This is a genomic window from Rhodococcus cerastii, assembly GCF_033042195.1.
Classification (GTDB): domain Bacteria; phylum Actinomycetota; class Actinomycetes; order Mycobacteriales; family Mycobacteriaceae; genus Rhodococcoides.
Map to the genome: position 1 here is coordinate 137,593 of NZ_JAWLKF010000006.1, position 23,099 is coordinate 160,691.

The 23,099-nt window shown below is 65.6% G+C and carries 26 protein-coding genes and 1 tRNA gene; 16 read left to right on the plus strand and 11 right to left on the minus strand.

Annotation, left to right across the window (positions count from 1 at the left end; genetic code table 11):
- Positions 1-14: 14 nt before the first annotated feature.
- Complete coding sequence (locus R3P93_RS13475) at positions 15-1,385, minus strand: MFS transporter (protein WP_179272182.1); 1,371 nt, start codon at positions 1,383-1,385, stop codon at positions 15-17.
- Positions 1,386-1,635: 250 nt separating this feature from the next.
- Here R3P93_RS13475 and R3P93_RS13480 point away from each other — a divergent pair, with 250 nt between their 5' ends.
- Together R3P93_RS13480 and R3P93_RS13485 are read left to right on the plus strand one after the other, a co-directional pair.
- Positions 1,636-2,130 (plus strand): phage holin family protein, encoded by a 495-nt coding sequence (locus R3P93_RS13480; protein WP_068054119.1) that lies wholly within the window; start codon positions 1,636-1,638, stop codon positions 2,128-2,130.
- Between the two features lie 22 nt (positions 2,131-2,152).
- Complete coding sequence (locus R3P93_RS13485; protein WP_317533229.1) at positions 2,153-3,085, plus strand: alpha/beta fold hydrolase; 933 nt, start codon at positions 2,153-2,155, stop codon at positions 3,083-3,085.
- 27 nt (positions 3,086-3,112) lie between these two features.
- Here the strand turns inward: R3P93_RS13485 and R3P93_RS13490 are convergent, their stop codons facing one another.
- Complete coding sequence (locus tag R3P93_RS13490) at positions 3,113-4,024, minus strand: NADP-dependent oxidoreductase (protein WP_394855304.1); 912 nt, start codon at positions 4,022-4,024, stop codon at positions 3,113-3,115.
- Positions 4,025-4,123: 99 nt separating this feature from the next.
- Here R3P93_RS13490 and R3P93_RS13495 point away from each other — a divergent pair, with 99 nt between their 5' ends.
- Complete coding sequence (locus R3P93_RS13495) at positions 4,124-4,627, plus strand: MarR family winged helix-turn-helix transcriptional regulator (RefSeq protein WP_217901101.1); 504 nt, start codon at positions 4,124-4,126, stop codon at positions 4,625-4,627.
- Here the strand turns inward: R3P93_RS13495 and marP are convergent.
- Genes marP through nth form a run of 4 tightly spaced genes read right to left on the minus strand, consistent with a single transcriptional unit; the run spans position 4,624 to position 7,866 of the window.
- On the minus strand, positions 4,624-5,814 hold the full coding sequence (gene marP / locus R3P93_RS13500) for an acid resistance serine protease MarP (RefSeq protein WP_317533231.1): 1,191 nt from the start codon (positions 5,812-5,814) through the stop codon (positions 4,624-4,626). The two genes, R3P93_RS13495 and marP, sit on opposite strands and share 4 nt — an antisense overlap.
- Positions 5,811-6,497, minus strand: coding sequence for an NUDIX hydrolase (locus R3P93_RS13505; protein ID WP_094670605.1), 687 nt, complete (start codon positions 6,495-6,497; stop codon positions 5,811-5,813). Before R3P93_RS13505 ends, marP begins: the two co-directional genes overlap by 4 nt.
- 23 nt (positions 6,498-6,520) lie before the next feature.
- Positions 6,521-7,129 carry a TlpA family protein disulfide reductase gene (locus R3P93_RS13510; protein WP_149407340.1) on the minus strand — a complete coding sequence of 203 codons (609 nt, stop codon included), beginning with the start codon at positions 7,127-7,129 and terminating at the stop codon, positions 6,521-6,523.
- A gap of 50 nt (positions 7,130-7,179) precedes the next feature.
- Positions 7,180-7,866, minus strand: coding sequence for an endonuclease III (gene nth, locus R3P93_RS13515; protein WP_231893979.1), 687 nt, complete (start codon positions 7,864-7,866; stop codon positions 7,180-7,182).
- A 173-nt stretch (positions 7,867-8,039) separates the two neighbouring features.
- Here nth and R3P93_RS13520 point away from each other — a divergent pair, with 173 nt between their 5' ends.
- Positions 8,040-8,309, plus strand: a complete 270-nt coding sequence (locus tag R3P93_RS13520) for a hypothetical protein (RefSeq protein WP_068054099.1) — start codon at positions 8,040-8,042, stop codon at positions 8,307-8,309.
- A 267-nt stretch (positions 8,310-8,576) separates the two neighbouring features.
- Positions 8,577-9,251: a Crp/Fnr family transcriptional regulator gene (locus tag R3P93_RS13525; protein WP_027494494.1), complete on the plus strand. Its 675-nt coding sequence runs from the start codon at positions 8,577-8,579 to the stop codon at positions 9,249-9,251.
- Positions 9,252-9,278: 27 nt separating this feature from the next.
- On the opposite strand, the gene R3P93_RS13530 is transcribed toward R3P93_RS13525, so the two are convergent.
- Positions 9,279-10,070 (minus strand): MBL fold metallo-hydrolase, encoded by a 792-nt coding sequence (locus tag R3P93_RS13530; protein ID WP_317533232.1) that lies wholly within the window; start codon positions 10,068-10,070, stop codon positions 9,279-9,281.
- 58 nt (positions 10,071-10,128) lie between these two features.
- Here R3P93_RS13530 and R3P93_RS13535 point away from each other — a divergent pair, with 58 nt between their 5' ends.
- Positions 10,129-10,983, plus strand: a complete 855-nt coding sequence (locus R3P93_RS13535; RefSeq protein ID WP_176460210.1) for a Gfo/Idh/MocA family protein — start codon at positions 10,129-10,131, stop codon at positions 10,981-10,983.
- Between the two features lie 67 nt (positions 10,984-11,050).
- On the opposite strand, the gene R3P93_RS13540 is transcribed toward R3P93_RS13535, so the two are convergent.
- Both R3P93_RS13540 and R3P93_RS13545 read right to left on the minus strand, forming a co-directional pair.
- Positions 11,051-11,509 carry a RidA family protein gene (locus tag R3P93_RS13540; protein ID WP_068054093.1) on the minus strand — a complete coding sequence of 153 codons (459 nt, stop codon included), beginning with the start codon at positions 11,507-11,509 and terminating at the stop codon, positions 11,051-11,053.
- Between the two features lie 6 nt (positions 11,510-11,515).
- Entirely contained in the window at positions 11,516-11,683 is a 168-nt protein-coding gene (locus R3P93_RS13545; protein ID WP_094638696.1) for a DUF4177 domain-containing protein, read from the minus strand.
- 57 nt (positions 11,684-11,740) lie between these two features.
- Between R3P93_RS13545 and R3P93_RS13550 the strand changes: the two genes are divergently transcribed.
- Genes R3P93_RS13550 through R3P93_RS13560 form a run of 3 tightly spaced genes read left to right on the plus strand, consistent with a single transcriptional unit; the run spans position 11,741 to position 15,294 of the window.
- Positions 11,741-13,114, plus strand: a complete 1,374-nt coding sequence (locus tag R3P93_RS13550; RefSeq protein WP_317533233.1) for a wax ester/triacylglycerol synthase domain-containing protein — start codon at positions 11,741-11,743, stop codon at positions 13,112-13,114.
- A 45-nt stretch (positions 13,115-13,159) separates the two neighbouring features.
- A complete protein-coding gene (locus R3P93_RS13555) occupies positions 13,160-14,167 on the plus strand; it encodes an ArsA family ATPase (RefSeq protein ID WP_068054088.1) in 1,008 nt (335 codons plus the stop codon).
- Positions 14,164-15,294, plus strand: a complete 1,131-nt coding sequence (locus R3P93_RS13560) for an ArsA family ATPase (RefSeq protein WP_094638698.1) — start codon at positions 14,164-14,166, stop codon at positions 15,292-15,294. The genes R3P93_RS13555 and R3P93_RS13560 overlap by 4 nt, the downstream gene beginning before the upstream one ends.
- Before the next feature lie 21 nt (positions 15,295-15,315).
- Here the strand turns inward: R3P93_RS13560 and R3P93_RS13565 are convergent, their stop codons facing one another.
- Positions 15,316-15,639 (minus strand): WhiB family transcriptional regulator, encoded by a 324-nt coding sequence (locus tag R3P93_RS13565; RefSeq protein WP_008712729.1) that lies wholly within the window; start codon positions 15,637-15,639, stop codon positions 15,316-15,318.
- Between the two features lie 294 nt (positions 15,640-15,933).
- On the opposite strand from R3P93_RS13565, the gene R3P93_RS13570 reads away from it, so the two are divergent.
- Positions 15,934-18,282: a penicillin-binding protein gene (locus tag R3P93_RS13570; RefSeq protein WP_094638699.1), complete on the plus strand. Its 2,349-nt coding sequence runs from the start codon at positions 15,934-15,936 to the stop codon at positions 18,280-18,282.
- 63 nt (positions 18,283-18,345) lie between these two features.
- Here R3P93_RS13570 and R3P93_RS13575 read toward each other — a convergent pair whose 3' ends face one another.
- Complete coding sequence (locus tag R3P93_RS13575) at positions 18,346-18,810, minus strand: GatB/YqeY domain-containing protein (protein ID WP_032395267.1); 465 nt, start codon at positions 18,808-18,810, stop codon at positions 18,346-18,348.
- A gap of 206 nt (positions 18,811-19,016) precedes the next feature.
- Between R3P93_RS13575 and R3P93_RS13580 the strand changes: the two genes are divergently transcribed.
- From R3P93_RS13580 to R3P93_RS13605, 6 genes are all read left to right on the plus strand, one after another.
- Entirely contained in the window at positions 19,017-19,955 is a 939-nt protein-coding gene (locus tag R3P93_RS13580) for a metallophosphoesterase (RefSeq protein ID WP_231893981.1), read from the plus strand.
- A 17-nt stretch (positions 19,956-19,972) separates the two neighbouring features.
- Positions 19,973-20,046 (plus strand) — tRNA-Pro (locus R3P93_RS13585).
- Between the two features lie 117 nt (positions 20,047-20,163).
- Positions 20,164-20,589, plus strand: a complete 426-nt coding sequence (locus tag R3P93_RS13590) for an SRPBCC family protein (RefSeq protein WP_068054078.1) — start codon at positions 20,164-20,166, stop codon at positions 20,587-20,589.
- Between the two features lie 92 nt (positions 20,590-20,681).
- Entirely contained in the window at positions 20,682-21,584 is a 903-nt protein-coding gene (locus R3P93_RS13595; RefSeq protein ID WP_317533234.1) for an ABC transporter ATP-binding protein, read from the plus strand.
- Positions 21,581-22,327 carry an ABC transporter permease gene (locus tag R3P93_RS13600; RefSeq protein ID WP_317533235.1) on the plus strand — a complete coding sequence of 249 codons (747 nt, stop codon included), beginning with the start codon at positions 21,581-21,583 and terminating at the stop codon, positions 22,325-22,327. The genes R3P93_RS13595 and R3P93_RS13600 overlap by 4 nt, the downstream gene beginning before the upstream one ends.
- Positions 22,324-23,079: an ABC transporter permease gene (locus R3P93_RS13605; RefSeq protein WP_317533236.1), complete on the plus strand. Its 756-nt coding sequence runs from the start codon at positions 22,324-22,326 to the stop codon at positions 23,077-23,079. The genes R3P93_RS13600 and R3P93_RS13605 overlap by 4 nt, the downstream gene beginning before the upstream one ends.
- Positions 23,080-23,099: the final 20 nt, after the last annotated feature.

Here is a 23,099-nt window from a genome sequence, read left to right on the forward strand (position 1 = left end):
TGCGGCGCAGCCGCTCACACGCTGTCGAGCGACTGATCCCGTGTTTCTTTCATGATGATCAACGAGATCAGCGTCAACGCCGCGGCGATGGCGAGGTAGACGCCCACCCAGCCGACGCCGTAGCTGCTCACCAGCCAGGTGGCGATGAACGGGGCGACTGCGGCCCCGAGGATCGACGCGGTGTTGTACGAGATTCCCGAGCCCGTGTAGCGCACGTTGGTCGGAAACAGTTCGGGCAGAACGGCACTCATCGGTCCGAAGGTCAGACCCATCAGGCCGAGGCCGACGCACATGAACACCAACATCTTGCCTGCCGACGCGGACGCCGGATCTGCGAACCAGTGGAACGACAGTCCGAACATTACGATCGCCGTGGTGATGACGATGAGCGTGGGACGGCGGCCGTACTTGTCGGCGAGCAGTCCGGCGACCGGAATCAGAGCCGCGAAGAACAGCACGGCGATGAGCTGCAATTCCAGGAAGTCGGTGTACGGAATGGCCAGCTTGGGCCCGTTGACGTCGGAGACCTTGCCCGTTCCGTAGCTGACCACCCACGTGGTCATGATGTAGAAGAGCGTGTAGGTGGCGAGCATGACGAAAGTACCGATGATCAGCTGACGCCAGCTGGTCTTGAACACCTGAGCCAGCGGAGTCTTGACCTTCTGCCCACGCTCGACGGCCAGCTTGAACACCGGCGTTTCCTCCAGCTTGAGCCGGACGTACAGACCGATGATGACCATGATCGCGCTGAGCAGGAACGGGATTCGCCAGCCCCACGTCAGGAACGCGTGGTCGGTGCCGGAGTTCGCAGAATCGTAGCCCGTCGCGATGACGATGAGCAGGAAGATGCCGTTGGCGAAGAAGAAGCCGATGGGCGCGCCCAGCTGCGGGTACATCGCGGCCCAGGCTCGCTTGCCCGGTTTCGCGGTTTCCGTCGCCAGCAATGCTGCACCGCTCCACTCACCACCGAGACCGACGCCTTGGGTGAAGCGCATGATCGCCAACAGGGCCGGTGCCCACAGACCCACCGCGGCGTACGTCGGCAACAAGCCGATCGCGAAAGTCGCGACGCCCATCGTGAGCAGGGAGCCGACGAGGGTCGCCTTGCGTCCGATGCGATCACCGAAGTGGCCGAACAGAATCGACCCGACGGGCCGCGCGATGAACGCCAGACCGAAGGTCGCGAACGACGCCAGCAGCGCCGTGGTGTCGTTGCCCGCGGGGAAGAACAGACGCGGAAAGACGAGTACAGCGGCGGTGGCATAGATGTAGAAGTCGAAGAATTCGATGGACGTGCCGACCATCGAGGCGATCACGATGCGTGACCGCGGCACCTGAGGTGCGGGAATTGCGCCGTCGGGCGCGACGGCGTGTGCTGAACTCACGGATGCTCCTGAAAGGGGGAAGTTCCCTGCAAATTACCTGATGAACACCTGAGAATTTCACGACCCGGGCGTGTCCGGTGCCCGATCGCGCAAGATCGGCGAGTTTGCGGGAGGCGGTACCGAGGTACGCGTCCAAACGAGGGCCGAGCGTCGCTCGCCCTTCGCGGAACAGTTAATCTGCTACCCAGGCACTACTGTCGATACGATCTTCCGCACAACACCGAGCAGAGCGATTACAAGGGGTCGAGAGTTGAGCGTCAGCAATGACAAGGGATACGGAAACGGCGTCCCGAACACGATTTCATCGATACCTCTGACCGATGTCGATGCCCGCACCCCTGGTAGCGCCAGCATCGGAAACCTCGTCAAGGACGCCACCACCCAGGTCTCGACGCTCGTGCGCGCCGAAGTCGCCCTCGCCAAGGCCGAGGTCACCGGTGAGGTCAAGAAGGGTCTGCAGGGCAGCGTCTTCTTCATCATCGCCCTGACGGTTCTGCTGTTCAGCACCTTCTTCTTCTTCTTCTTCGCGGCCGAGCTGCTCGACGTGTGGCTCTACCGTTGGGCCGCATTCCTCATCGTGTTCGCGTTCATGGTGTTGGCTGCGGCGCTGTTCGGATTCCTCGGCTACCGCAGGGTCAAGAAACTGCGCAAGCCCGAGAAGACCATCGACTCGCTCAAGCAGGCGTCGACGGTGCTGCCGAACCAGCACGATTCCATCCCCGGGGTTCCCGGCTACAAGAAGTAGTAGCCCGGGCGAATCGAGCAGTATGAATCAGCCCGATCCGTCCACGGTCCGGTATCCGGGACAGTGGATCCATCGCGACATCCACGCCAACGGAATCCGGTTCCACGTCGTCGAGGTCGGCGAACATGCACCGGACGCACCGCTGGTGGTCCTGCTGCACGGCTTCGCCGACTTCTGGTATTCGTGGCGACACCAACTTGCCGCACTCGCTCGGTCCGGCGTCCGGGCAATCGCCGTCGACCTGCGCGGTTACGGTGACTCCGACAAGCCCCCACGCGGATACGACGGGTGGACACTGGCCGGCGATATCGTCGGACTGGTTCGCGCTCTGGGATACCCGCACGCCACCTTCGTCGGTCACGCCGACGGCGGTCTCGTCTGCTGGGCCAGTGCGGCGTTGCACCCCCGCTTGGTGAGCTCGATGGTGCTGATCAACGCACCGCACCCCATCTCGCTGCGGCGAGCGGTGTTGAAGGATTCGGCGCAACGCGCTGCGTTGCTACCGCATTTCGTTCGCTACCAGGTTCCGCTGCGCCCGGAGAGGCTGCTGACGCGCCGAGGCGGAGCTGCGGTGGGCGAGTTGATGAGCAGCCGCGCCGGGTCCGCGTGGAAGAACACCGAGGACTACGCCGACACCGCAGCCAAGATGAGCTCGGCCATCCGGATTCCGGGTGCTGCGCACTGCGCGCTCGAATATCAGCGCTGGGCATTCCGCAGCCAGTTCCGCGCCGAGGGACGCCGCTTCATGGCCGCCGTGGACGTACGTACCTCGATTCCCGTCGCGCAGATCAGCGGCGACCTCGACCCGTACGTGCTGCCCACCACCCTCGATCGCGATCGGCACTGGGCACCGGGACTGACGCGTCGAACAGTGCGCGACGTGGGACATTACGTCCACCAGGAAGCACCCGACGTGGTGTCCGAGGAAATCCTGCGCGTCGTGCGCGAAATCTGAACGCGCTCGATTACGCGCGGCGGTGGGTCACCGCATGGTGACGACGACCTTGCCGCTTCCCCGCTCGGCCACGGCGTGGGCGTCGGCGATCTGGGCGAACGGCAGGATGTGGTCGACCCGGGGTAGATAGATTCCGCGCCGGCCCAGCTCGGAAGCGCGCTCCAACAACTGGGACTCGTTGCGAGCGTCGATTTTTCGCGCACCCAGACGTTCGGCACCCTCGGCGTCCAGGACGGTCACGACGCGGGCGGGGTCGCCCACCAACGTCATCAGGTCCTCCGGCAGAGATGACGGCGCCGTGTGCACAGCCGCGTCCACCCCGCCCGGCGCGAGGAGGGCGACCCGTTCGGCAAGCCCCGGACCATAGGTGGTCGGCCGTACGCCGAGGCCGATCAGATAGTCGTGATTGCGCGGGCTTCCGGTTCCGATCACCTCGGCCCCCGAATCCCTCGCGAGAACACTCAGGGCGGTGCCCACTGCTCCGGAAGCGCCGTCGATCAGTACGGTCTTCCCTTCCAGACTCCCGAAGACCTCGAGAGCCTCGATGACCGCGGATGCCGTGCTCGAAGCGAGCCCGGCGGCCGCAGCGTGCTCGATGCTCCAATCCGAGGGTGCACTGCTCCACGCGGTGAGTACTGCGTACTGCGCGGTGGTGTCACTGATCCCACCGACGCCGAACACGACGTCTCCGACCTGCGTGCCGACAACCCCCGGTCCTACCTCGTCGACCACTCCGGCCGCGTCACGGCCGGGGATGGCGGGCAGATCGAGCGGCACCACATCACTCAACCGACCGGAGCGCAGCAGATAGTCGATGGGGTTGATGCTCGCGGCTCCGACCTCGATGCGAACGGTGTTCGCCTCCGCGTGAGGTTCCGGTGCGTCCTCGACCACGAGTATTTCGGGGCCACCGTAACGGTGGTATCGCGCTGCCTGCATCTGCTTCTCCGTACTACGCATCGGGTGCGAGATTACTTCCCGCGGAAAGCAATCTACCCGAGAATACTTTCCGCAGCAAGCAACGGTATCGTGTAACCCGTGTCCGATGCCCCGCACCTCTCGCCTCAGGAAGACCGAACCTGGTCTCTGCTCGTGGGAGTGATGATGTGGCTACCGGGCGCCCTCGATGCGTACCTCGGCCACGAGCACGGGCTCACACACGCGGAGTATCAGGTCCTGCGTTGGTTGTCGACGAGCGAGGAAAGCGACGTTCACATGACGCAGCTGGCCGCGGGCGCAGGCGTCACGCCCTCACACCTGTCGCGCATCGTGACCAGGATGGAAAAGAAGCTGTGGGTCACTCGACGAAGCGATTCCGAGGACGCACGACGAACATTGGCACGATTGACCGATGCCGGCTCGCAGGCGGTGGACCGCATCGAGCCCGGGTACGTGCAGCAAGTGCGCCGACGGGTGTTCGAGCACCTCGGCCCCGGCCGGATCGACCAGCTCGAGCAGCTGGCCGAGGCGATCCTGACCCCACTCAGACAAGATTGTGTACATCTGTTGCCCAGCCGGACTTCGCCAGGCCCTGACGACTAGACGACGCAGTCTCCGGTGCCGACCGGCACCGGGGCAGCGAAGCTCTGTGCAAGTTCGTCAGCGATCTCCGACGCGGTCAGCACGAATCCGGTGTCGGGGTCGTCGACGGCAGCGCCGAACACGACTCCGAGTACTTCTCCGGACGAGTTGACCAGGGGTCCACCGGAATTGCCCTGCCGCACCGATCCGCGCACGGTGTAGACCTCACGCTGGACGGTTCCGGTGCGGTAGATGTCCGGCCCGCTGAGGTTGATGATCTCGCGGACACGCGCCGGGCTCGCCGTGTACGGACCGCCGCCGGGGTAACCGAGCACGATCGCGTCGGTACCGGATTCGGCTGGCGTCGGGGCGAAGGTCAGCACCGGTGCCTGCAGCTGTGGAACACGAAGCACGGCAACGTCTTCCTCGGGGTCGAACAGCACGACGTCTGCGTCGAGCGGTCCGTTGGGCGAATCGACGGTCACCTCGGAGGTGCCGGCGACCACGTGCGCGTTGGTCATCACCAGATCGGATCCGACGACGAAACCGGAGCCTTCGAGAGCCTTCTGGCAGCTCGGTGCGATGCCGTTGATCTTGATGACACTCGATTGCAGTTGCACCGGAACAGGTCCGGCTGCGATACCGGAGTCGGGCGCAGCGACTTCGGCGACCGGGGTGCGACCGAACGGTCCGATGACGTCCGGCAGTCCGGAGGTGTCGAGCAACGCCGAGAATTCCTCGGGTACCTGCCGCAGCCAGTCGGGTGCCACCTGATCGACCTGACCGAGCACCGACGACCCGCGCACCGCACTGGCCACCTCGGGCTGCGAGGACGACGTCAGCGGAATGGCCAGCAGCCACGCAGCGGCGAGCACCGCCACCGCCTGCAGCCCGGCTCCGACCGTGCTGTCGACGGATCTCGCTGCGCGCGAATGTATTCCGCTGCGCAAGGCCCGCCCGAGGACCATGCCGGCGACTTCACCGACGATCACCAACACCACGATCAGTGCGATACCGACGAACACCCGCGTCCGCGCACCGTCGACGTGCTCGAGCACGTGCGGTGCCACCAGAATGCCGGCAACGGCACCGAGGACGACCCCCAGAAACGCCAGCGCCGACGCCACCGCCCCCTGCCGCCATCCCGACGACGCCGCCAGCAGTGCGATGGCGACCACCGCGATATCGACCCACCCTGAACCCGTCACCGATCGAGCCTCGCTCCTACCGCAGTCAAGCTGGCCTCCAGATCGCGTATGTCCCCCGTGTCCCATTCGGGCTCCCAGCCCGATACAGCCAGCAGACCCGCCAGGATACCGCCCGTGAACCCCCACACCAGCATTCCCTGCACAGCGAACGCCGGGCCCTGGTAGCCCGCAGGGTGGCGCACCTGGAATCGATTGTCCGGATCGAGCAACTCGCGCAATGGAACTCGCACCACTCGCTCGGTCTCCCCGGGATCGACGACGCGCACCGGGGTCGGTCGCTCCCAGTACGAGAGCACCGGAACCACATCGAAGCGTGACGGCGGAACGTAGATGCCGGGCATCGTCGCCAGTGGCACGACGCCTGCCGGATCGAGTCCGGTTTCCTCCTGCGCCTCGCGCAGTGCCGTGCCGACCGGGCCGTCGTCGCCCGGGTCGGTGGCTCCGCCGGGGAAGGCGATCTGCCCGCTGTGATCGCGCAGCGTCGACGCGCGCTGCGTCAGCAGGACGTCGGCGTCGGCGGGCAATCCACCGGGCGAGGTGGGATCTGCGGAGGCGGGGCCGCCGAACAGCACCAGCACAGCGGCGGACCGCGGTCGGTCGGACGGCGGTGCCTGACGCTGCAGCACGGGGTTGATGCCGGTGGTGTCGGTCAGGCCGCCGGCCCTGCCTGCCACGTCGAGCATGCGTCCGAGCCAGTCGGGTGCGCTCACGAGTCGACTCCGAGGTTCACGCGTACGGCGTCGGCAATCTCGTCGACGCTCCGGAAAGGTTGTGGCAGCACCTTGGCGACAGTGCCATCCGCAGATATCAAAACGGAAACGGGCAGCACGTTGGGTGCTCCGACGGCGGCGACGACGCGGCCGCCGCCGTCCTGAACGCCGGGCAGGGTGACGCCGTAATCGGTCAGCCGAGTCAGGCCGTTGGCCTCGTTGGCGTCGTTGTGGACGGTCAGGACCTCGATCTTCTCGCCTGCCCGGTCGGCGTACTGCTGCAGATAGGGCAGCTCTTCGGCGCACGGGCCACACCAGTACGCCCAGATGTTGAGCAAGGCAGGGCGGCCCGCGAGTGCCTGCCCGAGGTCGACGTACGAGCCGTCGCCGATGCATTCGAGGGTGATGCCCGTCAACGGGCCCGCGGCGGTGCCCGACGCCGTGGGGCACGCGGCGAGACCGGCGTCCTGACGCAGTGGTGCGAGTGCCTCGGGGGTGTCGACTGCACGACGCTCGTCCGTGCTCGGTGTTCGCTGCCCGAGGCCGGGCGAATCCATGGGCTGCGCGGTCGGCGCGTCGCTCCGGGGCCACAGCGCGTAGACCATCCCGACCACAAGGATCAGAGCGACGAGTGACCACCGCAGGGCAGATTTGTTCACGGCACGATTCCGGCGAGAGCGAGAAGGTGATCGGTTTCCGGGCCCTTCACCAACGCAGCTGCGGTCGCGGGGTCGGTCGGACCGGTCCCGAACGAGGGGCAGTCCTTGGCGAGGACGCACACGCCACAAGCGGGTGTACGAGCGTGGCAGACGCGTCGACCGTGAAAGATGACTCGATGCGAGAGCAGCGTCCACTCCTTGCGCTCGATGAGTGCGCCTACGGCGTGCTCGACCTTGACCGGGTCCTGCTCCTCGGTCCACTGCCAGCGCCGTACGAGCCGTCCGAAATGGGTGTCGACGGTGATTCCCGGAACATCGAAGGCATTGCCGAGAACCACGTTGGCCGTCTTGCGGCCGATCCCGGGGAGTGTGACGAGGTCCTTCAGCGTCGCAGGCACTTCGCCGTCGAAGTTCTCCAGCAACTTCTGTCCGAGACCGATCAGCGAGTTGGCCTTGTTCCGATAGAAACCGGTGGTGCGGATGAACTCCTCGAGTTCGGTCCGGTCGGCCTCGGCGTAGTCACGGGCTGTGCGGTATCTCACGAACAGCGCCGGGGTGACCATGTTGACGCGCTTGTCGGTGCATTGCGCGGACAGGATGGTCGCGACGGCCAGTTCCAGCGGCGTGGTGAAGTCGAGTTCGCAGTACACATGCGGGAAGGCAGTGTTCAACGTCCGGTTCATTCGCCGAGCTCGACGCACGAGCCCGAGGTGCGTCTCCTCGCGTTTGCGCACGTCGGGGCGTTTCGGAGCTGTCGAATCCACTCCACAACTGTACGGACAAGAATGCGTAACGTTCCTCGCGGCAGCAGCGGACCGTGTTTGTATCGAGATCTTTTCGGTGTTAACTGGCCGGTATGCAAGGACTCGCCGTGGTGCTCTTTCCGGTACTACTCATGCTCTTCGCACTCGCGATGGAACGCGTCGAGTTTCGCCTGAGCAAGCTCGGCGTCCGGGAGCAAGAAGTACAGGAATTCCTCGATCAGGCGAGCAAGTCCGAGGTCGCCACTCTGGCGAACGAGGGCTTCCCGCACGCATTGGCCCGGTTCAACACCCGCAAACGCCGCCAGACCCCGCCGCGGACCATCGACACGCGCGACGGCCTGGCCGACCAACGAGCCAGTTGAGCGCGCGTTTCGTCCCATTGGTCGTAATTTGGATGAATTTCGGGTGAACGGGAACACACGCCCGAGTCCTCTGGCAACCTGTGGTGGCGTCGATCACTCGGTTTTCACCGACTCGAAGTAGACTCCCCTGAGGTAATTGTTGTGTTTGATCATCGGATCGGCGTCGACGCCTGAACTGCACCGCAGTTCGGTGCATGGCACGAACTGAGTACAAACGCTTTCGGTGGTGCGGGTTTCCGCGACACCGACATCCCAAAAGGAGCGCAAGTGGACGACGTCCTGGCACGGGCCGGCATCTTCCAAGGAGTCGAACCCTCTGCGGTTGCGGCACTGACGAAGCAGCTGCAGCCTGTCGATTTCCCCCGTGGGCACGTGGTGTTCAACGAGGGTGAGCCCGGAGACCGGCTCTACATCATCGTTTCGGGCAAGATCAAGCTCGGGCGACGCTCCCCCGACGGCCGCGAGAACCTGCTGACGATCATGGGACCGTCGGACATGTTCGGTGAGTTGTCGATCTTCGACCCCGGCCCCCGCACGTCCTCGGCCACCACGGTCACCGAGGTGCGCGCGGTCAGCATGGACCGTGCTGCGCTCAAGGACTGGATCGATCAGCGCCCCGAGATCGCCGAGCAGCTGCTGCGCGTCCTGGCTCGCCGGTTGCGTCGCACCAACAACAACCTGGCCGACCTCATCTTCACCGACGTTCCCGGACGTGTCGCGAAGGCGCTGCTCCAGCTGGCCCAGCGATTCGGTACCCAGGAAGCGGGCTCGCTGCGCGTGACCCACGACCTGACGCAGGAAGAGATCGCTCAGCTCGTCGGTGCCTCGCGCGAGACCGTCAACAAGGCACTGGCCGACTTCGCGCACCGCGGCTGGCTGCGTCTCGAAGGCAAGTCCGTGCTGATCTCGGACTCCGAGCGTCTGGCACGCCGAGCTCGCTAGGCCGAGTTCCGTCGAGACAGCAGCTCGCTAGCTCTCTCGGAGGTAGGCCAGCTGCGTCTTGACCGACATCCGCGCAGCCGGCCACAACTTCTTGTCGACGTCGGAATAGACGTGCCGTACCACCTGCATCGGTTTCGCGTTCTCGCCGATCTCCGCGAGCGCCGAGCGAACCTGATCCAGCCGCTGCCGACGGTGGGCGCGATACGCTCGCGCCACCTCGGCGGTGTCCGGTAACTCCGGTCCGTGCCCGGGAAGTACCGTCTTCCCCGCGCCGGCCGCTTCGAGCCGGTCCAACGACTGCAGATAGTCCGCGAGCGAACCGTCTTTGGGGTCCAGCACCGTCGTGCCGCGACCGAGGACGGTATCTCCCGTCAGGATCGCGTCGTCCAGCACGAAACTCACCGAATCCGCGGTGTGACCCGGCGTGTGCAGAACCTCGATGCGCAGCCCGGCAGCCTCGATGACCTCGCCGTCGGCCAGGCTCACGCCGTCCCCGTGCAGGAACTTCTCCCCGACAGCGCGCACCGGAGCCGCCGTCTTTCGATGAAAACGCTTCAGCCCACCGGTGTGATCGGCGTGGCGATGGGTCACCAGGGTCAGCACCACCGTGCCCGACGCGGCGACGGCGTCGAGATGAGCTTTGTCCTTCGGCCCGGGATCGACGACGATGCATTCGTCCGACCCCGGTGCCTGCAGAATCCAGGTGTTCGTCCCGTCGAGCGTCATCTTGCCCGGGTTGTCGGCGAGCAGAACCGACGCGGTGGGCGTCACCTGCCGGAGAAGTCCGTACGCGGGATGCTGGGGGTTCGAGTCGGCCATGAAAGTACTGTAGGTCGCCTGCTCCACGCGGTGTCCGGGAGGACTACCGTCGATATTCATGAAGGTCGGACTCGTCGGAGCTGGGCCCTGGGCCCGTAAGACTCAAGCCCCCTCGCTACTCGCCCATCCCGCCATCGACTTCGCCGGAGCATGGGCACGCAGACCCGAAGCGGCAGCCGAGCTGGGGGCACCGGTCTTCGAATCGTTCGACGACCTGCTGGGTGCCGTCGATGCGGTGGCGTTCGCGGTACCACCGGCCGTGCAAGCCGGGTACGCACTCCGCGCGGTGCAGGCAGGCAAACATGTGTTGCTGGACAAGCCGATTGCCGCAACGGTGGCCGAGGCCGAGGAACTGGCCGCGGCAGTGACGGCCGCAGGCGTCCGCTCGATGGTGACGCTGACGCTCCGGTTCGCCCCGGAGACAAGGCAATTCCTCGACGCGGTCGCCGGGCGACCGTGGGCAGCGGGTTCGGGTACCTGGTTCTCCGGTGCCGTCCTCGGCGGGGCGTACGCGAACTCGCAGTGGCGACACGACGACGGGGCGATCCTCGACATCGGCCCACACGTGTTCGATCTGCTCGACGCCGCACTGGGAACCATTGCACGCGTTGCCTACTCGCACCGTGAGGTGGCGTCGGACAGTTGGACCGTGGTGCTCGAGCACGAGGGCGGTGCAACGAGCACCGTGCAGTTGTCGCTGCGGACGCCGATCATGCCGTCCCTGATGCGGATCGAGCTCAGCGGCACCGACGGAGTCGAGACCCTCACTGACCGCTCGACCTCGTCGACCGACTGCTTCGCCGTCCTGCTGGACGAATTCCTCGAGTCGGTCGACAAGGGTGTCGATCACGAATGCTCGGTACACCGAGGCCTACACCTGCAGAAAGTGATCAGTGCGGCTGCGCCCCAGTGACATGTGCGGCTGCGCCCCAGTGGCGTGGTTGAGTGCCCCAGAGGGCACCTAGCCACACCACTGCACGTCAGCGCAGTTCGACGATGAGCTCCACTTCCACCGAAGCACCGAGTGGCAGTTCGGCGACACCCACGGCCGAGCGCGCATGCTTGCCCGCATCGCCGAAGATCTCACCGATGACGTTCGACGCCCCGTTGATCACCCCGGGCTGGCCGGTGAATCCCGGAGCGGAGGCGACGAAGCCGACCGCCTTGATCACTCGGGCCACCGAATCGATGCCGACGAGCGCGTGCACGGCGGCGAGCGCATTCAGGGCGCAGAGGCGCGCCGCTGCGGTGGCGTCCTCAGCGGTGACGTCGCCGCCGACCTTGCCCACCGACGTCAGGTTTCCGTCCACGATCGGCAACTGGCCGGAGGTGTGGACGAGCGAGCCCACCTGCACCGCCGGGACGTACGCCGCCAGCGGCGGGACGACGTCGGGCAGCTCGATGCCCAGCTCGGACAGTCGTTCGCTCCAATTCGCCACGCGCGCTCAGACCTTCGGGCGCTTGAAGTACGCGACCAACGTGTCTCCGCCGTTGGGTCCCGCCATGATCGTGACGAGCTCCCAGCCCTCGGAGCCGTAGTTGTCGAGAATCTGCTTGGTGGCGTGAATCAGGACCGGCGCGGTGAAGTACTCCCAGATGATCTTTTCGCTCATGACTGTTGAGCCTATCGTTCGGTTCCACCGACGCGGTGCCGGAACTACAGTCGTCGCATGGATCGGCTCGATATCAAGGACGCCATCTATCACTTCGCGCGTGACCGCGGTGATTCTCGGGACCAGTTCTCCCTGACGGCGTTCGACTCGGTCGAACGCCCCGCGCCCTCGTTCGACGAGATCGTCGCCCACGTGGAGGCCCGCGCACCGCTGGTCCCCGGCCTGGGACTGCGGCTCCGGGAGGCGCCACTGAATCTGGACTACCCGCGATGGGTACCCGATACGTCCCCGCTGTCCGAGCGGATGTCGGATCACGATCTCGGCGGTGCGCCTTGGGCCGACTTCGAGATCTTGATGGGCGACCTGCTCCGCACTCGTCTCGATCTCCGAGAGCACTCCTGGCACCTGCACGTGGTCCGTGGAATCGGTTCTGCTCCGCTGATGCAGGGTGCGGTGACGGTGGTGATACTGCAGGTCGGGCACGCCCTGACCGATGGGCTGGGCGTATCGAGGATTGTTCGCGCACTCTTCGAACCACAGTCCGCGACAGGTGCGGCACCGTCGCCGAATCCCACCGCCGAGCGAGAGAATCCCGTTTCGAGCACTCTCGGTGCGGTGGTCCGGGCACCGGTCGATCTCGTTCGATCACGGTGGGAGGCCCGTCGAGCTGTTCGCGCCTACCGGGGGTCGCAGCCCGGCCCACCGTCGGTGCCGGCCACGGCGCTGAACCGGGCCGTGGGGCCGTATCGAGTCGTTCGCATAGTGCCGATGCAGAAGACGGAAGTCCGCGCGGGTGCCGCGTCGGTCACGGTGTCCGCTCTGTGTGCCGTCGGCTCGTGCCTCGACCAATATCTCGGCGACGGCGACGGCGACGGCGACGGCGACGAGCCGCTGTCCGCGACCGGAGGCACCGTCGCGGCGTTCGTCCCGATGGCCCTACCGCGCGACGTGGAGTGGCCGGCAGCGAATCGAGCGGTGGTCGGAACGGTCGACCTCCACGTCGGAGAACCCGATATCGCGAAGCGAGCCGACCTGATCACTCGGTCGCTCGCGGCCGAACGAGCCAGGGTGACGGCTGCACCGTTGCTCCGCGTCGCGCGCGCGGACGAGCGAGTGCCTGCACCGATCGTCCGGTTCGTACAGGGACGCCGATTCCGACAACACGACCGCTCTCCGTCGCACGTCGGTGCCCAGACGACCGTCGTCAGTGTCGACCGTGGCCGCGCGGACCTCGAGCTGTGTGGTGCCGTCGCGCGTTTCTCGGCAGGCTTTCCGTTCCTCGAAGACGGCCGGTGTCTCAATCACGGAATCTTCGGCCTGGGCGACGTGGTGACGATCGCGATGGTCGCCTGTCCCGACGCAGTACCGAATCTCGACGCGTACACCCAGAAATTGGTCGACCGACTCCGCCGACACTCCGAGCAGAGTTAGACACTTCGGTCGGACGCCCGGGGACGACCTCTATATGGTCGGGGTGTGGGCATAGCGAACGAAGAGGGATGGCCGGCGAAGGCAGATGCCGCGCGGCTGCATTTCGTATCCGGTAAGGGCGGGACCGGCAAGACGACGGTCGCTGCCGCCTTGGCATTGGCGCTCGCAGCCGGTGGTCGACGGGTGTTGCTGGTGGAGGTCGAGGGCAGGCAGGGCATCGCGCAGCTGTTCGACGTGCCGCAGCTTCCGCCCAAGGAGACACGCGTCGCCTCGGCGGACGGCGGCGGCGAGGTCTACGCACTGGCCATCGACATCGAGACCGCGTTCCTCGAATACCTCGAGATGTTCTACAACCTCGGCTTCGCCGGCCGCGCGATGCGCAAGATCGGTGCCATCGAGTTCGCGACGACCATCGCACCGGGTCTGCGCGATGTGCTGCTGACCGGCAAGGTCAAGGAATGTGTGGTGCGGACCGACAAGAAGGGCAACCGGGCCTACGACGAGATCGTCGTCGACTCGCCGCCGACCGGACGCATCGGAAACTTCCTCGACGTCACCAAGGCCATGGCCGACCTGGCCAAGGGCGGACCGGTTCGTTCGCAGAGCGAGGGCGTGGTCCGGTTGCTGCACTCGGCCGACACCGTCGTGCACCTGGTGACGTTGCTCGAGGCACTGCCGGTGCAGGAGACGGCCGACGCGGTGCGTGAGCTCGAGGCGGCAGATCTTCGACTCGGCGCGGTCATCGTCAATCGCACCGAACCGACGTACCTGCCGGCCGAGTCGCTCGAGGCCATCGCCGAGGGCGAGATCGATGCCGTCGCCATTCAGGACGGTCTCGCCAAGACAGGAATCACGTTGTCCGAGGCGGACTTTGCGGGGTTGCTCACCGAATCGATCGAGCACGCGGCAACGCTCTCGGCTCAGGTGGAGAGCGCAACCACGCTCGACGAACTCGACGTCGCGCGGATGTCGCTGCCGATGTTGGCCGATGGTGTCGATCTCGGCGGCTTGTACGAGCTCGCCGCCAAGCTTGCAGAACAGGGTGTCCGATGACTCGACCAGTAGCAACCGAACTCGATGTCGACCGCATCCTGACCGATCCCACGTCGCGGATCGTCGTCGTCTGCGGGGCCGGCGGAGTCGGCAAGACCACCACCGCGGCTGCGATGGCGCTGCGCGCTGCCGAGCAGGGAAGGCGGGTGGTGGTGCTGACGATCGATCCGGCCCGTCGCCTGGCTCAGGCTCTCGGTCTCGGCGATCTCGACAACAGCCCGCAGCCGGTGAAGTTGGGTGCCGGTGCCAAGGGTGAACTGCACGCGATGATGCTGAACATGCGACGCACGTTCGACGAGATGGTCATCGAGCACTCGACGCCGGAGAAGGCCGAGCAGGTGCTGGCCAATCCGTTCTATCAGACTGTGGCGTCGTCGTTTTCGGGCACGCAGGAGTACATGGCGATGGAGAAGTTGGGGCAGTTGTCCCTGGACTCGTCGTGGGATCTGATCGTGGTGGACACTCCGCCGTCGCGCAATGCACTGGACTTCCTCGATGCACCGCAGCGACTCGGCTCGTTCCTCGACGGCCGGTTCATCCGGCTGCTCACCGCTCCCGGCCGCGGCATCACCCGCGTGGTCACCAGCGCGATGAGTTTGGCCATGCGCGGCGTCTCCACCGTGATCGGTAGCCAAATGCTGTCCGACGCATCAGCTTTCGTGCAATCACTGGATTCCATGTTCGGCGGGTTCCGCGAGCGGGCGACGCGTACCTACCAGCTGCTTCGCGAGGACGGCACCAGCTTCCTCGTCGTCGCTGCCGCAGAACCCGACGCGCTGCGCGAGGCGGCCTTCTTCGTGGAGCGCTTGTCTGCGGAGAAGATGCCCCTGGCCGGGTTGGTGGTGAACCGAACGCACCCGACGCTGTCGTCGGTGCAGGCGGATCACGCCGCGACGGCGGCCGATCTACTCGATCGGATCGACGACCCGGGTGCGGATCTGACCGCCGCTGTCCTCCGGATCCACGCTCAGCGCGCCGTCACGGCAGCGCGTGAGGTGCGGTTGCTTCGCCGGTTCACCGGTGCGCACCCCCGCGTGCCCATCGTCGGTGTTCCGTCACTGCCGTTCGAGGTCTCCGACCTCGCCGCGCTGCGTGCAGTGGCCGATCAGCTGACTCGCAAAGGCTGAATCGGCCCGCCCGGCAGGCGACTAGATGGCTGCTTGCTGCTGACGCTGGGTCTCGAAGAACTCGGACCAGGAGTCGACCTCGGGGTGCTGCTTGAGCAGCGCCCTGCGCTGGCGTTCCGTCATGCCGCCCCAAACACCGAACTCGACTCGATTGTCGAGGGCATCCGCACCGCACTGCATGAGTACCGGGCAGTGCCGGCAGATGGTTGCGGCCTTGCGCTGCGCTGCACCCCGGACGAAGAGCTGGTCCGGGTCAGTGCCCTTGCAACGGGCGTGCGACACCCAGGCGATGCGTGCCTCGGCTTCTTCTACATCGAGTCGCGTCGGCGCGGTTGTCGTGTGCATGCGGATACCCCTTTGCGTTGCGGACGTCCTCGCTGGACGTCCCGGAGGCTCGAAGCAGTTTGTACCTCGTCAGGCGAAGCACAAATTCTAGGAGCTGCCCCACATTCATTATCAAGTGTTATGCGAATCACACCGTGCTCATAATTTAGGTAAAGCGAGCCCCGAATGCAAGACGGCGGGGTCACATTTCTGGTACGGCCGTCCCGAGCAGGGGCGCAGCACACGGCGCATGCAGGCCTCTGCCGGTCCGAGCCACACCCACGTACGCTGTGCTCTGTGTCAGTTGGAAAAACCGTGGCGAAGCTCGCCGGATGTTCAGCACTCGCCGGTGCATTGCTCGCCGGCGTGATGTTCCCCTTGGCCGGTGGGTTCGGGTACGCCTCCAACCGCGCCGCCGATACCGTCGACAACGTCTCGGCCGAGTTGGTGGAGGGCGCAGTGCCTGCCGTCTCGACGATGACGGACGTCAACGGCAATCCCATCGCCTGGCTGTACGAGCAGCGTCGATTCGAGGTGCCGAGCGACCAGATCTCCAACGAGATGAAGCTCGCCATCGTCTCGATCGAGGACCGCCGCTTCGCCGAACACCAGGGCGTGGACTGGCAGGGCACGCTCCGTGCGTTCCTGACCAACACCACCAGCGGTCAGGTGGAGCAGGGCGCATCCACCATCGATCAGCAGTACGTGAAGAACTACCAGCTGCTCGTGGTGGCCAAGACCGACGCCGAGCGCCGAGCGGCCATCGAGACGACGCCCGCTCGCAAGATCCGCGAGATCCGCATGGCGTTGACGCTGGACAAGGAACTGACCAAGGACGAGATCCTCACCCGGTACCTCAACCTCGTTCCGTTCGGCAACGCGTCCTTCGGCATCCAGGACGCCGCCCAGACCTACTTCGGTATCGATGCGAGCCAGCTCAGCGCCGTCCAGGCCGCGATGCTCGCAGGCATGGTGCAGTCCAGCTCCGCACTCAACCCGTACACCAACGAGGAGGGCGTGCTCGAGCGCCGGAACACCGTGCTCGACACGATGATCCAGAACCTCCCCGAACGCGCCGACGAGCTCGCCGCGCTCAAGTCCGAGCCTCTCGGTGTGCTGCCCGTTCCCCAGACCCTGCCCCGCGGATGCATCGCGGCAGGCGACCGCGGATTCTTCTGCGACTACGCACTGCAGTACTTGGCCGAGGCGGGAATCAGCCAGGAACAGATCGACAAGGGCGGGTACCTCATCCGCACGACGCTCGACCCCGCGGTACAGAACTCCACCAAGGCCGCTCTGGTGGAGAACACCAGTCCGAACCTCGACGGCGTCGCCACCGTCATGAACGTCGTCGCGCCGGGCCAGGACCAGCACCGAGTTCTCGCCATGGGCAGCAGCCGCACCTACGGCCTCAATGCCGACGACGACGAGACGGTGCAGCCACAGCCGCACTCGCTGGTCGGCAACGGTGCGGGCTCGATCTTCAAGATCTTCACCACCGCCGCGGCGATGGAGCGCGGACTGGGAACCAGCGCGACGCTGCAGGTGCCCAGGCGCGTCGAGGTCAAGGGCGTCGGCGACGGCGGTGCACGGAACTGCCCGGCAGCGACCTACTGCGTCGAGAACGCGGGCAACTACCCGGCGTCGCTGTCCATCACCGACGCGTTGGCGCAGTCCCCCAACACCGCCTTCGTCAAGCTGATCGAGTCGGTCGGCGTCACCCCGACCGTCGACATGGCCGTTCGCCTGGGCCTGCGGTCGTACAACGACCCCGGCTCGTCGGGCACCGACCAGTCCATGGCCGATTTCCAGAAGGATCAGAATCTCGGCTCGTTCACCCTCGGACCGACCTGGGTGAACCCGCTGGAGCTGTCCAACGTGGCTGCCACCTTGGCCTCGGGTGGCATGTGGTGCCCGCCCACCCCCATCGACTCGATCTTCGACCGCGACGGCAAGCCCGTTCCGGTTGCTCACCAGGCGTGTGAGCAGGTCGTCGAGCCCGGACTGGCGAACACCCTCGCCAATGCCATGAGCAAGGACGATCAGCCGGGCGGCACATCCGCCGCAGCGGCCGGCTCCGCCGGCTGGACCCTGCCGATGGCAGGCAAGACCGGCACCACCGAGTCGAACAGGTCGTCCGGCTTCCTCGGGTTCACCAACAACTACGCCGCCGCCGTGTACACGTACGGCGACTCACCGACGCCGAGCGAGATCTGCTCGTTCCCGCTGCGGCCATGCAGCTCGGGCAACCTGTACGGCGGTAACGAGCCGGCTCGAACGTGGTTCGACGCCATGACACCGATCGCCACCAACTTCGGACCCGTCGCGTTGCCACCCGTCGACCAGAAGTACGTCCGCGGCTCGGCCAACGGCCAGGTACCCGACGTGACCGGCCAGAGCCAGTCGTCGGCGACATCGACTCTGCAGGGCGCAGGCTTCCAGGTGACGGTGGCCACCACGGCCGACCAGGCGGCTCGCGGCACCGTGGTGTCGACGTCCCCGTCAGGTTCGGCGGTCCCCGGATCGAACATCACGATCTACGTCAGTGACGGTTCGGTTCGACCTGCTCCGGCTCCGGCACCCGCGCTGCCGAACATCCAGATCCCGGACCTACCGCCGGGCATCCAGATTCCGGCGATCCCTGGGATCACGGCACCTCGCTGAGCGGCTCCGCCGCATGTGAGTGGAACCTCGTAGTCCACTACGAGGTTCCACTCACATCGATTGTCACAGGCGGTCTTTGACAGCCTTCGACAGTCGCGATCCGTCGGCCTTGCCTGCGGCGAGTCCCGACGCGATCTTCATGACCTGACCCATCTGCTTCATCGCCGGTCGCTCCCCGAGGTCTTCGGCGACCTGGGCGATCGCGGTGTCGACGATGTTCGCCAATTCCTCGTCGGTCAAGGGCGTGGGCAGGTACTCGTCGATGATCTGCGCTTCGGCGCGCTCGTTCGCAGCGAGTTCGCCGCGGCCGTTCTGCGTGTAGATCTCGGCCGATTCGCCGCGCTTCTTCGCTTCCTTGGCAAGCACTTTGAGAACGTCGTCGTCGGTCAGATCGTGGGCCTCCTTGCCGGAGACCTCCTCGGTCTGGATGGCGGCGAGAATCATGCGCAGCGTTGCCAGGCGGAGCTTGTCCTTTGCCTTCATCGCTGCGGTGAGGTCGGTTCGGAGGCGGGCCTTGAGTTCGGACATGGCGGAAACGCTACGCGGCGCAGTCCTCGGCTCGCACGTCCATATCCGGTTGCTGCCGTATCGTGGATGAGGTGTCCGCACAATTCAGTCCCTCGTTTCTCAGCACGTCGACGCAACTGCGCAGTGCCTCCACACAACTGCGCAGCGCGTCCTCGCAACTGCGCTCCGCTGCAGAGCAGGCGCGCGACGTCGTCAGAGCAGCACCGCTGAAGAGTTCCGTGATCGGAACGGCGGGCGCGGCGGCGTTGGGTCTCGGATACGCCACACTCATCGAACGCAATGCGTTCACGCTGCGTGAGACGTCGATGGCGGTGCTCGAGCCGGGTTCGGCGACGCTGCGCGTGCTCCACATCAGCGACCTGCACATGATGCCCGGACAGCGGATGAAGCAGAACTGGTTGCGTGAGCTGGACCGCCTCGAACCCGATCTGGTCGTCAACACCGGAGACAATCTCTCGCACCAGCGCGCCGTGCCCAGCGTCGTGCAGGCGTTGGGGCCGCTGCTGGCTCGGCCGGGTCTGTTCGTGTTCGGTAGCAACGACTACTTCGCGCCCAAGCCGAAGAACCCGTTCAAGTACTTCGACAAGAACCACAAGCGCACGACCGGCGACTCGTTGCCGTGGCGCGACCTGCGGGCCGCGTTCTCCGAGCGGGGCTGGCTCGACGTGACGCATGTGCGTCGCGAGCTCGAGGTGGCCGGGGTACGGATCGCGTCGGCGGGCGTCGACGACCCACATCTGAAGCGCGACCGCTACGACACCATCGCGGGCCAGCCCAATCCGCTCGCAGACCTTCGTCTGGGCATCACGCACTCCCCGGAGCCGCGAGTGCTGGACAAGTTCGCTCAGGACGGTTACGACCTCGTCCTCGCCGGGCACACCCACGGCGGCCAGCTGTGCCTTCCGTTCTACGGCGCGCTGGTGACGAACTGTGAGATCGATCGTTCGCGGGTCAAGGGCCCGTCCAAGTGGGGCGCGCACACCCAGCTGCACGTCTCGGCAGGCATCGGAACGTCGCCTTACGCGCCTGCGCGGTTCTGCTGCCGCCCCGAGGCCACCCTGATCACGCTGACTCCGGCCCCGAGAACGGGTCCGAAAAACGTCTCCGACGAGGGCGTTTCGCGTTCCGAGGCAGTCGTGAGTTAGACTTCTCCAGCGGTACACGGGGTGTGGCGCAGCTTGGTAGCGCGCTTCGTTCGGGACGAAGAGGTCGTGGGTTCGAATCCCGCCACCCCGACAGTTGGACCACGAAGAGGGACCCATTCGATTCGATCGAATGGGTCCTTTTTTTCACGCGGTGGACGGCTACTGTGAGTCGACTCTGTCGACCCCGAGCGAACGGATCTCACGACCCATGCCGACCCCCACCCGCGTACACGTCAAGCACCGGTTCGTCTCTCCCCCCGAGGTCGTCTTCGCGGCGTTGTCGGAGCACGAGAACCTCGGCCCGCTCTTCATGGCGAAGATCGGCCGCGTTCGGGACGGTGACACCTCCCGCAACGGCGTCGGGTCGACGCGCAGCCTGAAGCTGGGTCCGCTTCCTGCGTTCGAGGAAACCACGATCACCTCCGAGCCCCATTCGCTGATCGAGTACCGCATCACCAAGGGCGGCCCGCTACGCGGCCACTGGGGCGTGCAGAAGTTCACCCCCACCGCCGACGGCGGCACCGAGCTCGACTACACGATCGGATTCGATGCACCCGTCCCCGGCCTCGCCGCGATCGTCGGTAAAGCACTGACGTCGAGCATCTCGAAGAATCTGTCGACCCTGGCTCCGTAACGACGCCACCCGGCGGCAAGTCATACCCGAGTAGGACACCGGACATACTCGGGACCGACGATTCTCGCCGCCGAATGCGGGACCGTCGAGGCATGGACATCGTCAGAACTCACAGCCTCGGCAAGCGCTACGACACCCATACCGTCGTCGACGACGTGAACCTTCGCATTCCTGAGGGCTGCGTCTACGGCTTTCTCGGTCCGAACGGATCGGGCAAATCGACGACCATGAAAATGTTGCTGTCCCTGATCCGACCGACCTCCGGCGAGGTGGAGATCCTCGGGAAGCCGATGAATCACGAGACCCGCCGCGGAGTGCTCTCGCACATCGGTTCACTCATCGAAGCTCCACCCGGATACGGCCATCTCACGGGTGCGGAAAACCTTCGCATCGTGCAACGCTCGCTCGGATTGCACGCCGAACAGATCGACCGGGCGGTGGCCACCGTCCGGCTGCAGGAGCACCTCGACAAGAAGGTGAAGAACTACTCACTGGGGATGAAACAGCGCCTGGGCATCGCGATGGCGCTCGCGCGCGAACCACGACTTCTAATCCTGGACGAGCCCACCAACGGCTTGGACCCGGCGGGCATCGAAGAGATCCGCGGCCTGCTCCGCCATCTCGCCGAACACGGCGTGACAGTGATGGTCTCGAGCCATCTGCTCGGCGAGATCGACAAGACGGCGAACATGCTGGGGATCCTGAGCCAGGGGCGCTTGATCTTCCAGGGCACCCGCGACGAGCTGTTCACCGCCTCCACTCCGGATGTACTCATCGACGTCATCGATCCAACCTGCGCGCGTTCGGTTCTGCAACAGCGCATTTCGGTCGAGGTCGAGGATCACACGCTGAGACTGTCCGGCATCGACGATCGAGGTGCCGCACAGGTGGTGGCAGAACTCGTCGGAGCGAACGCAGGCGTCTACGGCGTTCGGCGCGACGATCAGTCGCTCGAAGACGTATTCATGAATTTGACGAAGGGTGGCCGATTGTGACGACCGTACGCAACGAGTTCGCCAAACTCAGGCACCTGCACATCGGCGCGATCGCCGCTGTGTCGGTCGCCGCAATCGTCGGCTTGATCTTCGTCGGCGCTCTCACCGCAACAGCGTCGAAGGATTCGACCACGGTCTCCTGGGCACTGCCACTGGCCGGGCTGTCCCTTGCCATCCCCGTCGTATCCCCGCTGCTGCTCGCCGTGATAGCCAGCCGCACCATGGAAGTCGAGCACCAATCCAACGGCTGGCTGCTGAACCGGACCAATGGAGCCGACCGCGGAGCCCTCGTGCGCGCGAAGCTCGTCTCGACGGGCCTCGTCGTTGCCGGCGCGACGGTGGCGGCCAGTGCTGGCAGTGTATTTCTGGGAACCGTCATCGGAGTGACCCAACCCTTGCCTGCCGCCCTGTGGTTGGGCTATACGGCGGCGGCGGTGACGATCAACCTCGTGATACTCGCTGTGCACCTGCTGATCTCAGCGCGAGTGGACAACCAACTGGTCGCGCTGGGAATCGGCATCGTGGGTACCGTCATCGCGATCTGCGCCTCCGGATTTCCCTCCTGGGCAGCACCCTTGACGCCGTGGGGCTACTACTCCTTGGCGTCTGCCGCCGACTACCGAGGCGAACAGGTGGTGACGCTGAACCCGTCCTACGCCAGCATCGCAGCCCTCGCAGTTGTCGGAGCAGTGTCGTTCTGGTTCATGACCGTTCGACTCGATCGACAGGAGGTACGAGCATGAATGCGTTCTCGGCCGAAATGATCAAGCTCAGGCGCTCGCAGGCATGGGCGGTCGTCGTTCTCCTCCCGCTGATCATCGCGGGGGTCGGAACGTTCAACACGATCGCGTCGGGCGCAGAGCTGACAGAGGGATGGCGCACATTGTGGTTGCGCACAGTCGTGTTCTACGGCCTGTTCCCACTCGCACTCGGAGTTGCGGCACTGGCATCACTGGTTTGGAGATCCGAACACCGAGGCGGGAATTGGAATGCCCTGATGAGTGGCCCGGTTCCGTCGGTGCGCATCGTGATCGTCAAGACGGCTGTGGTGGCAACACTGACCGCGGCCATGAACATCGTCATGCTGGCAGCCGTCGTTGTTCTCGGCAAGGTGGTCTTCTCGCTCGACGGAACGCTCCCTTCCGAGCTCTTCGCGACCGGTGCGCTGATAGTGGTGGGGTCACTACCGGTCGCGGCACTGCACTCCGCGTTGTCGATGGCCGTCAGGTCGTTCGCGGTGCCGATTGCCATCGCTCTCGTCGGGGCCGGTATATCGGTGTTCCTCCTCACCGCCGAGGTGACCGGGGCGATCTTCGTGTTGCCCTATGCCCTGGCCACTCGCGCAACCCAGTTGACCTCCGGAACTTTCGGTGACTCGGGTTCGCTGACCACCGGGGCCGCACTGTCGGTCCTGACCGCCACGGCGCTGCTCACTGTCGCGGTCGTCGCATCGGCAGGCAGGGCACTCGACCGCAAGGACATTCACGTCCAGTGACAGCTCGAGGCCCCGACCGA

Excerpts from the sequence above, each read along its gene's own strand:
- R3P93_RS13485 (WP_317533229.1), top strand. The coding sequence starts at position 2,153 with ATGAATCAGCCCGATCCGTCCACGGTCCGGTATCCGGGACAGTGGATC.
- R3P93_RS13490 (WP_394855304.1), bottom strand. The coding sequence starts at position 4,024 with ATGCAGGCAGCGCGATACCACCGTTACGGTGGCCCCGAAATACTCGTG.
- R3P93_RS13505 (WP_094670605.1), bottom strand. The coding sequence starts at position 6,497 with ATGCTCGACGTGGCAGGCAGGGCCGGCGGCCTGACCGACACCACCGGC.
- R3P93_RS13510 (WP_149407340.1), bottom strand. The coding sequence starts at position 7,129 with ATGGTCTACGCGCTGTGGCCCCGGAGCGACGCGCCGACCGCGCAGCCC.
- nth (WP_231893979.1), bottom strand. The coding sequence starts at position 7,866 with ATGAACCGGACGTTGAACACTGCCTTCCCGCATGTGTACTGCGAACTC.
- R3P93_RS13520 (WP_068054099.1), top strand. The coding sequence starts at position 8,040 with ATGCAAGGACTCGCCGTGGTGCTCTTTCCGGTACTACTCATGCTCTTC.
- R3P93_RS13530 (WP_317533232.1), bottom strand. The coding sequence starts at position 10,070 with ATGGCCGACTCGAACCCCCAGCATCCCGCGTACGGACTTCTCCGGCAG.
- R3P93_RS13535 (WP_176460210.1), top strand. The coding sequence starts at position 10,129 with ATGAAGGTCGGACTCGTCGGAGCTGGGCCCTGGGCCCGTAAGACTCAA.
- R3P93_RS13545 (WP_094638696.1), bottom strand. The coding sequence starts at position 11,683 with ATGAGCGAAAAGATCATCTGGGAGTACTTCACCGCGCCGGTCCTGATT.
- R3P93_RS13550 (WP_317533233.1), top strand. The coding sequence starts at position 11,741 with ATGGATCGGCTCGATATCAAGGACGCCATCTATCACTTCGCGCGTGAC.
- R3P93_RS13560 (WP_094638698.1), top strand. The coding sequence starts at position 14,164 with ATGACTCGACCAGTAGCAACCGAACTCGATGTCGACCGCATCCTGACC.
- R3P93_RS13565 (WP_008712729.1), bottom strand. The coding sequence starts at position 15,639 with ATGCACACGACAACCGCGCCGACGCGACTCGATGTAGAAGAAGCCGAG.
- R3P93_RS13575 (WP_032395267.1), bottom strand. The coding sequence starts at position 18,810 with ATGTCCGAACTCAAGGCCCGCCTCCGAACCGACCTCACCGCAGCGATG.
- R3P93_RS13590 (WP_068054078.1), top strand. The coding sequence starts at position 20,164 with ATGCCGACCCCCACCCGCGTACACGTCAAGCACCGGTTCGTCTCTCCC.
- R3P93_RS13595 (WP_317533234.1), top strand. The coding sequence starts at position 20,682 with ATGGACATCGTCAGAACTCACAGCCTCGGCAAGCGCTACGACACCCAT.
- R3P93_RS13605 (WP_317533236.1), top strand. The coding sequence starts at position 22,324 with ATGAATGCGTTCTCGGCCGAAATGATCAAGCTCAGGCGCTCGCAGGCA.